This is a genomic window from Pandoraea terrigena (assembly GCF_902459705.1).
Taxonomy (GTDB): Bacteria; Pseudomonadota; Gammaproteobacteria; order Burkholderiales; family Burkholderiaceae; genus Pandoraea; species Pandoraea terrigena.
The window spans coordinates 101,414-114,025 of record NZ_CABPRU010000003.1; the positions used below are offsets into that span (position 1 = coordinate 101,414).

Consider the following 12,612-nt stretch of genomic DNA (forward strand, 5'->3'; position numbering starts at 1 on the left):
GGACTTGCGCGAAATCGGCTCAGCTCAAATGACGCCGTTCTCGCGCAGTGTCTTGATGTGCTCGGCATCATAACCCAGTTGTCCGAGCACCTCTTCGGTGTGCTCGCCAAGTGCCGGCCCGAGCCATTGCGTCTGTCCCGGCGTTTGCGAAAGCTTGGGCGTGATGTTCGGCAAGTCGATTGGCGTGCCGTCCGGGAACGTGTGGCGCTGGATCATCTCGCGCGCAATGAACTGCGGGTCCTTGAACATGTCGGCCACGGTATAGATGCGGCTGGCCGGCACGTCGGCGCCTTGCAGCACGGCCAGGGCGTCGTCGATCGAACGCACGCGCGTCCAGTGACCGATCGCCTCGTCGATGTCCTGCGTGCGCGGCACGCGGCCGTCGTTGTGCGCCAGCGCGGGATCTTCCGCCAGATCGGGCCGACCGATGGCATGCATCAGCCGCTTGAAGATCGGGTCGCTGTTGCCGCCCACCACGATCATGCCGTCGGCGCACGCATAGGTGTTCGACGGCACGATCCCCGGCAGCGACGCCCCCGTGCGCTCGCGTACCATGCCGGCCACGCTGTATTCGGGCACCACGCTTTCCATGAGATTGAAGACGGCCTCATACAGGGCGACGTCGACCACCTGCCCTCGCCCGCCGTTCACATTGCGGTGATGCAGCGCCATCATCGCGCCGATCACGCCGTGCAGCGCCGCGATGGAATCGCCAATGGAAATGCCGATGCGCGGCGGCGGCAGCTCCGGATACCCGGTAATGTGACGCAGTCCGCCCATCGACTCGGCAATCGCGCCAAAGCCGGGCCGGTCGCGATACGGCCCGGTCTGCCCGTATCCCGACAGACGCACCATCACGAGCCCCGGATTGTCGGCCGAGAGTTGCTCGTATCCCAATCCGAATCGCTCGAGCAGCCCGGGGCGGAAATTCTCGACCACGATGTCAGCCTGCGCGGCGAGCTTGCGCACGATCTCCTGCCCCTCGGCAGACTTGAGGTTGATCGTCACCGATTTCTTGTTACGGGCCTGCACGGCCCACCAGAGGGACGTGCCCCCCGCGTCGGGATGCAACTTGCGCCATTTGCGCAACGGATCGCCGTGTTGCGGATCTTCGATCTTGATCACCTCGGCGCCAAATTCACCGAGCATGCGCGCGGCGAACGGCCCCGCGATGAGCGTGCCGAGTTCGAGCACCTTCACGCCGGCAAGCGCACCACGTGCCGGCAGACCGGCGGTGCCGGCACCCGGCGAAGCGGTGGATCCGGGAGACGAGCCGGCAGCGGATGCCGTGGACGCCGCGGCGAGACCTTGCGGCAATGCAGATTCGAACGGATTGGACGACTTGGACAACGCGTAGACTCCTGTGCCTCGTCGACAGGCATCGCCGTCGACTTCGAGACGCTGCCAACCGCAGCGCCTGTCGCAATGGGTGGCAAACGAAGTTCGTATAGTAATTCGACAGCCCGCGATCGGCCAACCATCGGGCAGCGATTCCCGGAACGTTCCGAGTTCAATGGTGTTGAAATCCGATATGCCGGTGCGTGGATCGCCCGTCAGGTCTCGAATAGATGACGCGCTCCGCGCTGCGCCGCGATGTAGATCGCCTCACCGCGATTGCGAGCGCCAAGCCGCCGGTACAAGGCAGACACGTGGGTCTTGGCGGTTCCTTCGGAAATGTCCAGTTGCTGGCAGATCGTTTTGATGGATAAACCGCGAGATAGGAGTGCCAGAATTTCGTACTGCCGGGCAGAGATGCCAAGCAATGCCGATTCGGCCAATTGCGTCGCCTTGTCGCCGCCCAACGGGAACACCGGCAGCCTTGAGAGCGGCAGCGCCTCACCCAGCGCTTCCTGGCGCCAAAGCACGAGCAATGCCGAGAGGGCTTCTTCCGGAACGAAGCGACCGCCCGCGAACGCCAGCTCGAAAACCGAGCGGATGCGGGCCACCGAGGTCGGCCAGGGCAGCGATGCCGCCACGCCAGCCTGCAGCCAGCGAATGATTTCATCGGGAAAACCCGCATCCCCAATGACGATCACGGGCACGGGCGGTGCGCAATCGGCAGCGACGGCACACAAACCGTCGATGGCTGGCGTGCGGGCTATCGATTCGGCGAGCACGAGCGCGCGACGCGACGGCAGCTCGCGCAACCAGAGCCAGTCCGGCGTCGTCACTTCTTCGACCTGACGCAAGACCGGCGGCGACGCGTTCGCGTCGATCTGCAACGCGACCTGCAAGCCGCCCAGCCAACTGGCAGCCTCACCCACGACCAGCACACGCATGGCTTCCCCCGTCATTCCGGTCAGCCCCCCCGGGCCGCCGCCCCGCTTGATATCAAGCCCGATGCGTACGTTGTCGACCTGCCTGTCGCATTCACGACACACGTCTCGGCCGAGACAAAAACCGAAGAAACCCTCCAGTCTTTGTCATCAGACAATCATCAGGCGTCACCTCGCTTTCGGAGCAGTTTGTGCACGAAACCCGCACGGCAGCGTGCCCGAACCTCGCGAACGCCGCTCCTTGTTACCGATGCACGACAAACCGTAATCTGCGTAACTTATTTACTCAATTTTCTAACATTCCGCTATTACTTTTTTCCCTTCCCTTTCTCGAATTGCGCCATAAAATACAAGCGTGCTGAAAAGACAGCCGATGGAGGCCGGGGGGCACGCCATGAAAATGTTCACCGTCAAAACGACGCGTGTCGCCATAGTCTGCTTGGTGACCGCGTCCTTTACCATTACCGCGCAAGCCGAGATCACTGTCATCGGCAGCATCCCAGTCGGGGTGAGCGATGCCTTGCTCTCCAGCACTCGCGCGGCGAACCTGCAACAGAGCATCGTCGCCTTTGCTCCCGGCACAGGGGCTGGCGCTGTCGCGCCGCTTCACGCGACCGTGACAACGGCCAACAATGTGCGCCTCTGGGACGAGGTCATCCCGCCCACGCCACTGCCCAAGCCCACGCAGGCATCGATGTCCTTGCCGGATGCGCCGCGCATGATCGCCGTCGTTTCGCAGATTCCGCATGCCTCGCTCCCCGCCTTGACCGCTGGATTTCGGCCAGCCCAGCTATCCCTGAACCTGGGGGTTGGCCGTATTCAGTCCAGCCAGTCGCGCTGACCCCTTGCCGCGTCGCGCCGCCCCGTCGCAATTTCCACGTCCTGCATTACCCTGAGGCATTGCGCGTCCCCGTGGCGGGTGACGCGCAGTTCCCTTTCCTGCTGCCGTTTGTCAAGCTACGTTGCGCACTCGCATCAGAACGTGTACGGGAAGCGCAGACCGATCACGTAGTTTGGGGCGTCCGGCGACATGCCGGCATTGACGTAACCATTCACCGTCCAATGCTTGTTGATCGCGTAGTTGATGCCGAAATTGAGCGACGCCGCGTTCGTCGAGCTTCCCGCCACCGTGGTGTAAGCGCCGCCCGGGGTGGCCGTCTTCGTCGCGCGCGAGATCGCCGTCGAATAGGAGATTGACAGCGCTGTCTTGTCGTTGAGCGCCAACGCCATGCCCGCGCCCACCTGGATGATGTCGCCGAGCTTGACCTTCGCGGGTTGCGTCGTGCCTTCAATGGTCGAGATGTCGTCGAACGTGCGGGCAACGTTGTACGTGTACGCCACGTTCGCGAACAGCACGATCGGATCGTAGGTGCGCAGGAACGACAGACCGGCCGTGAACGCCCAGATGCCATTCCCGGTCGGCAGGCGTGACGGCGTCGTCAGGTTGTTGTTCGACTGATCGGGGGTGCCGAGCTTGATGCCGAATGGCGACGTGCCGGTCGGCGCGGTCACGCGAAACGACGCCACGATGTCGGGCCAGTTCGCGTTCTCCTTGACGAGTTGGTAATACAGCGACGCATTCACGTCGCCGATGTTCGCCGAATTCTTGCTGATGTCGCTGATCGACGACGCCGCGCCGCCCACCCCGCCCGAGATGAAGTCCGAATTGCGGTAGAGGTACGGCACGTCGAACGCCACGCTCATCCGGTCATTGATCCCGTAGCGCGTGTTGACGTCGAACGTCCACACGTTGGCCTTCGTCTCACCAAGGTTCAACTGGCCGAGAAAGATCGCGTCGAGCGCGAGGAAGCCGCTCAACACGAGTTGACGCCGATCGTAGTAGCTGTAGCTGATCCCGGCGTCGACGGTGAGCTTGTGGTCGAACAGCGGTGCGTGCTGTGCCTGCACGACGGCCTCTTCGGCCGGCGTACGCTGCGACTCGCTCGTGCTCTTTTGCATCTGCTGCGTCTCGCCGATCGGCGTGGCCGACGTCGGCCCCGCCGCACCGGCGGAGCCGCCAGCGGCAGTGCCCGCCGAACCGGCGGCAGACCCGTCACCGGGCGAGACCTGCGCGATCTGCGCGGTGTCCCACGCAGTGAGGCCGCGCCCGCGTTGCGCCATCTCGATGTCCGTGAGGCGCTGTTTCAGAGAAGAAATTTCCCGCTGCTGCCGGTCGACCATGTCCATCAACATTTGCAGACGGTCGTCCGGCGATGGGTTCGTATGCTCCTGAGCCTGGGCCGATAGCGTGAAAAGCAGTACCCCCAACGGAATAGCGGCAACGGGAAAAAAGCGATGAGAATTCATGATCCCCCCCGGGTAAAAGTGCGGACAGGCGTCCGCGCGCAATTCAACAAACACGTATTGCCAACAACGGTTGTCCTTGCTGCTCGACTGCGGGGTGATGCGTGCGAAACCCGTTCCGATCTGGGTGGACGTGCAATGCCCGGGCTCGGCCGACATCACCTTCTGGTACGCCGCAAGCGATCCGCGGCGACGCCCCACTTCTCGTTATTCTTGGCGTCCGGCAAGGGTTGCAGCGTTGCCGGACACGGCTGCCGGCGTCGCCCTGCGCATCCATGGCAATGCGGCGCCGTCACTTCACTTGCCCTTCACTTACCCGTCTTCACTTGCACTTCACTTCGTCGACACGGGTCGACGATCCTCGACCGCCATCGACCGTCATCGACGAATGGCGGCCATGTTTGCCAACGCGCTCTGAATGCCTGCCTGGTGCAGTCCGGCCGACGTGAGCGGACTCGTCTGCAGATTCAATTGCAGCGTGTTCATGACCTGCTGGGCGTTACCTGCGACCTGCACGACCTGCATGATCTGGTTCATCGCCGCACCGGCCCCGCCGCCCACGCTCTGGCCGAGATTGCCGTTCGGCGTGTTTAGCGTGATCTGCATGCCGGCCGAGGTAATGGCCACGCTGGCGCTCAGATTGCCCACCGTGGTATGCGAACTGTTCGCCCCCTGCCCGCCGACCGGCACCAGCGTGGCCATCGATACCCCGGGACCGAACTGGATAATGGCTTTATTCAGGGCGTTGTTCGCATCGCCGGCAACCTGCGTAATCTGTGCGACGCCGTTGATCAGCACGCTTGCGGCCCCCGAGACCGACTGTGAAAGGGGGCCGGTTGCGTTAACCCAACCGGGGATGATGCCGCTCGCGGCGCCCGTCTGGACCTGAAAGCTGCCGCCGCTCTGATTCACACCCAGCACGCCGGTGGCCATCAGGCTCGCGCCGGTCGGCATCTGCCATTGCGACTGCATGACGAGCTGAAAGCCCGTGATCATGTTCTGTTGTGCATACTTGCCGGTCGCGTGCGCGAGCACTTCATCGCTCACGGGCGTCCAGCTCTCGGGCACCACGCTCGATGCAAACGCCGGCACGGCGCTCGCAAGCAGCGGGATGACCAGCATCGAGACATATCGGTTCATGATGGTCTGATCTCAAAACAGATCCGCCCGGATGATGCCGAAGTCCACCATCGGGGTCGGTGACGTCCCGGTCGCCAAGGCGCTGTCGCGCAACTTGACTGCCAGGGATTCGTTTCCTTTGAGTAGCGGTGAATCCTCCATAAACGGCTTGCCGATGACCGCCAACACCAAGCCGTTCCATTGCTTGGCAAAATCGGCCTGCTCGATAATGCGATTGCCTAGCGCCGGATCGGACACGAACACGCGCCCGTCCTTCGCTGCCTTGATGACCACAAAGTGTTGATAGCCGTTGACGTCGATCAGCGCGATGACCGGAATCCTCAAGTCGTAAAGCGCGTTCACGTCAACTTTGAATCCTCGCCCCTCGAGTCCTAGCGTCTCCACGAATTTCTTCATGTCGAGCATCGAGAAGCCATTCTTGATGACCGTTTCCGGGTTGGAGAACACCATCATTCGCTGGATCATCTCTGGCTCCGGAATGTCGATCCCGTAGCCATAACGCAGCAGTGTTGCCAAGGCTGCGGATCCACAACTGAAGTCGTATTCCTGCTGGACCAGATTCACGTAGTGCATCGACTTGAACGAGCGCATCTTCTTGACCGCCGGTACACCGGTCGAAGACTCGAGGTTCACCGATGCATACTGCGCGTGCCCGGCCACGCTTGCGCACGCCAGAGCGCAAACAGTAGCGATCCTCACTGCGGCACGGCGCGCATCATTCATGTCACACCTCATGAAAAAACCGGTCCGGGAATCCCGGACCGGTTCGGTACCTCACTTGATTGCCGAGACGGCAAGGCTGTTGCTCTGCACGTTGCCGATCCCCGAAGCCACGTTCACACCGATGTTGCCGCTGGCCCAGGCAAGTGCGCCGTTACCCAGCGAAGCATTGGCGATGAAGTCGCCCGAAGCGCGCATCGAGGCCGACTGGTCGGTTTGCGCCGTCGAGTTGGCCGCACCACCCGTATACCAGCCGTGCCCGCTTTGCGAGACTGCGGCGGCCAGACCGTTTTGCTGCACGTTGCCCACACCGGCGGCCACGTTCACACCCACATTGCCAGTCGCACCGGCGAGGGCACCATCACCCACACTGGCGTTGACATAGAACTGCGAGATGCTGGCCGAACCCCTCGACGACTGGTTCGCAAACACCTGTGCCGAGGCATACACCGGCTGGGCGTTGAGCGAAGCGATCGCGACGTTGTTGGCCTGCGCGTTGTCGGCGCCTGCCGCCACGTTCACACCGATGTTGCCGTTGGCGTTAGCCAGCGCACCGCTGCCCAGCGTGGCGCCCATCGTCTGGTACTGCGCCGTGTTGATGTGGTACGTGATCGCGCCACGGACCCACGTGGTCGTCTTCATGTACGTGTCGGAAAAGCCCCACAGTGCACCCGCAGCGATCGATTCGCTGTGGACCGACGCCTGACCATGGTTGAACAAGGCGTGGAACCCTGCGTCGAAGCTCTTCTGCGTGTTCAGGAAGCCAGCCGCGAGGAAGCCCGCAGACTCCTGTTCTTGCTGCTGGTAGGCGTAGCCGCCCCACACCGCGCCCTGGCCCGCGCCAAAGTTGCCGAAGAGGTAGCTTCCGCCTGGCTGCCAGGAATGACCGTGACCGTGACCGACGCTGCCGAAGCCACCGGCAATGTTCGAATATTCATATCCACCACCGGCGATGAAGCTGCCCGAGCCGGAGTGGGACTCACCCGCGACATACCCGGCACCGGCCTGGAAGGACTGGCTGGTGTTCAGGTGGCCATTGGCCTCGGCATTCACCCACGACGTCGTATTGTCGTACGACGTGGTGGTCGAACCGGCGAGCAGGTAAGCGCTCCCTTGATTCGAGACCGTTGTGGTCTTGGAATGAACGCCGTACGTCACGTCACCCGTCACGTAACTGCCGAGCAGCGGCCCCGTGAGGTTCACGTGGTGCGCGTCGACACTCTGATTGCTTTGCACGACGGCGTTGCCGGTGTTGTCCACCGTCACGCAGCCACGAATGCTGACCAGACCGAAAATGCCGACCAGGTTCAGAACGTTGGTTTCATTGCCGATGAACGAGAAGCTGTATTGCTGATGGTGAGACGGGTACGCCATGGCGGAACCCGTCGCTACCAGCAGCGCAGCCGCTGCAATTGCTTTCGTTTTCATGACCATCTCCTTGACGAGAGAGTTACCCAGTTAAAAAGATGTGCCCGCCGGGGGACGGAGCACAAAAACATTTGCGGTTACATTGCCTATCCCAGCCGACTGGTTCACTTGGACCACGCCACTCGCCCCGCGGAAGGCGTCACCGGAAATCGACGCCGTGCGGAACAGATCGTTGAGGTTGCCGTGCCCAGCCGGGCCACCCTTGGCGATCGCAGCGGATAGTGCCGTATCCGATACGCTCGCCACTCCAGCCGCATCGCCGGTCACGATGACCGTGGCGTTGCGTTGAAGATTGCCGGCACCGCTCGACTGGTTGACTTGCGTCACCCCCGAGGTGCCCGAAAATGCGTTGCCTTGAATTGCGGCGCTGGCCGCGCCGGTCGTCGTGGTCACGAGCGCCTGTTGGTTCGTGCTCGACGCGCCGACACTCACCCCGCCGCCGCCGTTGGCGATGACCGCGCTGTTGGCCTGGGCGTTGTTCACGCCGGCCGCCTGATTGACGCCGATTGCCCCGGTCACCCCTACCGCGACACCGTTATCGATAGTGGCGTGCGTACCGGCGAGTTCGCCGTTCACGATCCAGACGTCCTGTGCCGACGACACCCCGGCGACCGCGCTCAGCGCGGCAGCCGCTGCCAGAGCGAGGGCGCGACGGGCGCCATGCGACCCGCGATATGCGCTCATTTCGCTGCTCCTGCCGCGCCGATGCTGGTGAGCGGCGCCAGAGCCGAGTTGATCACGGACGGCACGAGCGTACCGATGCTGCCAATACCGCCACCACCGCCGACACCCGCGCTGAAGCCGCCGCCTACGCCGTTCGATGTGTTAAGGGCGTTGCCACCGCGGGCATTGCCCACGAGTACGCCCATCACCGGGTCGATGCCAGATCTCACGGCGCCCGTGACGAGACCAACCGAGGCGCGGCCCGTCAATTCGCTATCCATGACCTGATTCACGGCGCCCATGGCGCTGTTGAACGGCCCCGTCGGGAACGCCGGCACGGCGATGCCAATCGGGTTTTGCTCACGCGGCAAGCCGCGATAGGCGATTTCCGGGCCGATGTTGCGTTCGATCACCAGGTCCCCCGGCGTCGCCGGTTCAGCGTGCGCGCGGCCGGGGAGCAGCGCCGGGGTCAGCGCCACGATCATCGTGGCGAGGACACTGCCGGCATGCGTCATCGAGAGTTGGGTCATGTGGTTCACCGCGTGGAGTAGGTCACACGCGTCACCTGGACGTTGTTCACGCCGCTCGACAGTTGTTGCGGACGCGGCATCGGCGTGACGACGCCGGGCAGTTCGTCCCACAACGTAACGCCGTTGGCGAGTGCCATTCCGGGTGACTGGACCATCGCGCCGCCTTGCAGATTGCGGCCGCGCTGGCTCCCGAGTTGTTCGTCATCGATACGGGCCGCAGCAACGGGCACGCCGGTCACGTAGACGTCCGTGCCACTGGCAACGTCGGTCGTGTCGACGGGGTTACTGGCAATGGCCGGCGCTTCGTCCACCGTCGTGCGGGCGGCGACCGGCACCACCATGGCGGCGTCGGCGTCGGAGACTTGCATCGCCGGCAGCGTCATCGAGAACGATGCCGGTACCATCGAGCCCGTCAGCATCGCCACATGCATGAGCGGCGAGCGCGAGAACTCGTGGGCTTGCGCCGGCGTGGCGCACAGACCGAACGTCATGGCGATGGCAGCGGCCAGCGCGCCTGCGCCTTGTCGTACTCGGTACTGAATGTCGGTGGTGAGAATTCGCATTGCTGTGCCCTCCTTGCCCGGGTCAATAAAGCGACTTCCGTGCCACCCGACTTAAGTGATTGAAAACATTGGCGTTGGATTTTTCGGCCCAGGCACGTCCCCGGCTATGCGTGCGAAAACGTTTCAGCATTGATACGTGGCCCATGCCAGGCCACCGGCGTCACATCACCGACGTATTCCACAAACATTCCGAACTGCGAACGATATCGGCGTTGCCAGCGACGCATGCAGTAGAGGCCCAGTTAGCAAGGGTTCCCGGTGCCAGCATTGCGACGGTTTTGTCTTGCTGCGACATAACGACACAGCCTCGTCGCCAATGGCCTCTCAAGGCGCGACGCGGTGCGTGGCCGTGGATGTTTCATCTTTGATCGGTCGACGGGACGACTGGTCGCGCCCATTTTCGGGGGCGACCGAACGCATGGCATCGGCACGCGCGGGTGTCTTCGCTATATCGGGAAAATGCAGGGGATGACGCATCGCCGATCCACCGGCATGACGCCGCGCGACGCATTTTCGCAAAACGCGCGACAACGCAATGCGTATGGAACAGGTTCGCGGGACGTTCAGGAAGGATCGCCGGAATCACCCATCGCTATTGGCGATGGCGGAAGTCGCGGAATGAGAGGTCGGCGGGGAAAACACAGTGTCCAGCGACACATCCGGCCCACTTGACGTGGCGATCTTCAGGACCCCAAAAAGAAACGACCGCCCTGCTCATCACAGGACGGCCGCCCTCTCTTCGCCAGAAGACATCAGGCCGGCACGCCCGATTCGTCACCACGCATTCCGTACCGACACATGAGGCGGTACAGGGTAATGCGCGAAATACCCAGCTCTGCCGCCACGTCCGTCAGCCGGTGACAATGGCGCAGCAATGCCTGCTCGATGGCCGTTCGCTCGGCCTCCGCGCGAATTTCCTCGAGCGTGCGCACGAGGGTCGGCACCCACGGCAGCAGATCGAGATCCTTGGCCGAAATCATGCGGCCGTCAGCCATGACAATGGCACGGCGCACGCGATTGATCAGTTCGCGCACATTGCCCGGCCAGCCGTATTCGTACATCGCCTGCACCGCGCACTGCGTGAAGCCACGGATCTTGCGATGATTGTCGCCCTTGAAGCGTTGCAGGATGTGGTGCGCGAGGATCTCGATATCCTGCCCGCGTGCGCGCAGCGGTGGCTCGTCGACGCGCAGCACGCACAGGCGGTGGAACAGGTCCATGCGGAAACGCCCTTCTTTGACGGCCTCCTCCAAATCGACGTGCGTCGCCGAAATGATGCGCACATTGACCGGAATCACCTCATGGCCGCCAAGACGCTCGATGGCGCCCTGCTGCAGGAAGCGCAGCAGGCTCGCCTGGCTCTCGATCGGCAGGTCGCCGATTTCGTCGAGCAGCAGCGTGCCACCATTGGCGGCCTCGACCCGGCCGATCTTGCGCGCGTTGGCGCCGGTGAAGGCGCCGCGTTCGTAGCCGAATAGTTCGGATTGCATCAGGTGCGGCGGAATCGCCCCGCAATTGATCGCAACGAACGGCCCCTTGGCGCGCGAAGAGCGCTCATGGATCGCCACCGCACTCAATTCCTTGCCCGTGCCCGACTCACCCGAGATGAATACGGGGGCGTCGGTATTGGCCACTTTGCGAATGGTGCGAAAGAGCTGCTGCATTGCCTCGCACGTTCCCACCATCTCCTGATCGCCGCCGACTTGCGGCGTGATGATCGGCACGTCCGAGAGCGATGCCATGCCCCAGGCATGACCGATCGAGTGCGCGAGCTGGTCGTTGGTACAGGGAACGCTGACGTAATCGAAGCAGTAGTCGCGAATCAACCGCCGGATCGATTTCGTCGTGAGTTGTTCGGGATTTGTCGCCGCCACCCAGCCGACCGTGGCAGGTTGCATGCAGGACTCGAAGGCGCCCATCTCGCGGTCGCTATAACCGCTCGCCAGGTCGATGAGTGCTGCGCTGGTAGTCCCCGGATTCAGAATGCGATTGACATCACTGGCGCTCTTGGCCGGCAGGACTTGCCAACCGTGCTCTCCCAAGAAGGACAACAATCCGTCATTGTGCTTCCGAGAGGCATAAATCAGGGTGCGCCCGGTATCGTTAGCCATACCTTAACTCCCCGCCTAAGCAGTGCCCGTGCGCAGTTATTGGGTCATTGACCGGATCTACGCGACAGGTGTTCGGCCCCGCGCCGCTTGAAAGCTCTTATTGATTCCCGTGCTGTTGGGTTATCAAGTCGGCAGATTCAGTCTAGAAGACCGGGTTGTGGGCAGAAATACCGAATAACAGCTAATCCGATTGGATGAGAGGAGCAGTACCTACGCGCGTCGATACGCAGCGATGCGCGTGCGTCATGCTCAGAGCGTATGTCGGTCGAGCACGGCGCGCGCGATGGTGCCGGCGTCCACATACTCCAGTTCGCCGCCGACGGGCACGCCCCTGGCCAGCCGGCTCACCCGCAAACCGCGCGCCTTGAGCATCTGCCCGAGATAGTGTGCCGTGGCCTCGCCTTCGTTGGTGAAGTTGGTGGCAAGCACCACTTCCTTGACCACGCCGTCGGTGGCGCGGCGAATCAGTTGCTCGAAATGAATCTCGCCGGGGCCTACGCCATCGAGCGGCGAGAGATGCCCCATGAGTACGAAATACAGTCCTTTGAAGGTCATCGTCTGCTCGAGCATGTTCTGGTCGGCAGGCGTTTCCACCACGCACAGCAGGCTCGTGTCACGCCCGGGATCGAGACATGTCTCGCAAATCTCGACTTCGGTAAACGTATTGCAGCGCGCGCAATGGCGAATCTGCCCGGTGGCATGCACCAGCGCCTCACCTAGCCGCACCGCGCCTTTGCGGTCGCGTTGCAGCAGGTGGTAAGCGATGCGTTGTGCGGACTTCGGACCGACACCCGGCAACGCGCGCAGCGCATCGACGAGTTCCTGCAGGCTCGAGAGCTGGGGCATGCGTCGTCTTTCTATGGAGGCGGGCGGAGAA

12 protein-coding genes are annotated in these 12,612 nt (G+C 62.8%); 1 reads left to right on the forward strand and 11 read right to left on the reverse strand.

Annotated elements, in window-relative coordinates:
• Positions 1-24: 24 nt before the first annotated feature.
• Positions 25-1,227 carry a CaiB/BaiF CoA transferase family protein gene (locus PTE31013_RS08060; protein ID WP_150612667.1) on the reverse strand — a complete coding sequence of 401 codons (1,203 nt, stop codon included), beginning with the start codon at positions 1,225-1,227 and terminating at the stop codon, positions 25-27.
• Positions 1,228-1,553: 326 nt separating this feature from the next.
• Positions 1,554-2,294, reverse strand: a complete 741-nt coding sequence (locus PTE31013_RS08065) for a helix-turn-helix transcriptional regulator (protein ID WP_246174052.1) — start codon at positions 2,292-2,294, stop codon at positions 1,554-1,556.
• 376 nt (positions 2,295-2,670) lie between these two features.
• Between PTE31013_RS08065 and PTE31013_RS08070 the strand changes: the two genes are divergently transcribed.
• Positions 2,671-3,117, forward strand: a complete 447-nt coding sequence (locus PTE31013_RS08070; RefSeq protein ID WP_150612310.1) for a hypothetical protein — start codon at positions 2,671-2,673, stop codon at positions 3,115-3,117.
• 134 nt (positions 3,118-3,251) lie between these two features.
• Here the strand turns inward: PTE31013_RS08070 and PTE31013_RS08075 are convergent, their stop codons facing one another.
• From PTE31013_RS08075 to recR, 9 genes are all read right to left on the reverse strand, one after another.
• Positions 3,252-4,583: a hypothetical protein gene (locus PTE31013_RS08075; protein WP_174978487.1), complete on the reverse strand. Its 1,332-nt coding sequence runs from the start codon at positions 4,581-4,583 to the stop codon at positions 3,252-3,254.
• 375 nt (positions 4,584-4,958) lie between these two features.
• On the reverse strand, positions 4,959-5,720 hold the full coding sequence (locus PTE31013_RS08080) for a hypothetical protein (protein ID WP_150612311.1): 762 nt from the start codon (positions 5,718-5,720) through the stop codon (positions 4,959-4,961).
• 12 nt (positions 5,721-5,732) lie between these two features.
• A complete protein-coding gene (locus PTE31013_RS08085) occupies positions 5,733-6,443 on the reverse strand; it encodes a C39 family peptidase (RefSeq protein WP_246174068.1) in 711 nt (236 codons plus the stop codon).
• 51 nt (positions 6,444-6,494) lie between these two features.
• Entirely contained in the window at positions 6,495-7,868 is a 1,374-nt protein-coding gene (locus tag PTE31013_RS08090; protein WP_150612312.1) for a hypothetical protein, read from the reverse strand.
• Positions 7,869-7,898: 30 nt separating this feature from the next.
• On the reverse strand, positions 7,899-8,552 hold the full coding sequence (locus tag PTE31013_RS08095) for a hypothetical protein (RefSeq protein WP_150612313.1): 654 nt from the start codon (positions 8,550-8,552) through the stop codon (positions 7,899-7,901).
• Positions 8,549-9,061 carry a hypothetical protein gene (locus PTE31013_RS08100; protein WP_150612314.1) on the reverse strand — a complete coding sequence of 171 codons (513 nt, stop codon included), beginning with the start codon at positions 9,059-9,061 and terminating at the stop codon, positions 8,549-8,551. The genes PTE31013_RS08095 and PTE31013_RS08100 overlap by 4 nt, the downstream gene beginning before the upstream one ends.
• 5 nt (positions 9,062-9,066) lie before the next feature.
• Positions 9,067-9,624: a hypothetical protein gene (locus tag PTE31013_RS08105; RefSeq protein WP_150612315.1), complete on the reverse strand. Its 558-nt coding sequence runs from the start codon at positions 9,622-9,624 to the stop codon at positions 9,067-9,069.
• Between the two features lie 752 nt (positions 9,625-10,376).
• Positions 10,377-11,735 carry a sigma-54 dependent transcriptional regulator gene (locus PTE31013_RS08110; RefSeq protein ID WP_150612316.1) on the reverse strand — a complete coding sequence of 453 codons (1,359 nt, stop codon included), beginning with the start codon at positions 11,733-11,735 and terminating at the stop codon, positions 10,377-10,379.
• Positions 11,736-11,984: 249 nt separating this feature from the next.
• Positions 11,985-12,581: a recombination mediator RecR gene (recR, locus tag PTE31013_RS08115; protein WP_150612317.1), complete on the reverse strand. Its 597-nt coding sequence runs from the start codon at positions 12,579-12,581 to the stop codon at positions 11,985-11,987.
• Positions 12,582-12,612 lie beyond the last annotated feature (31 nt).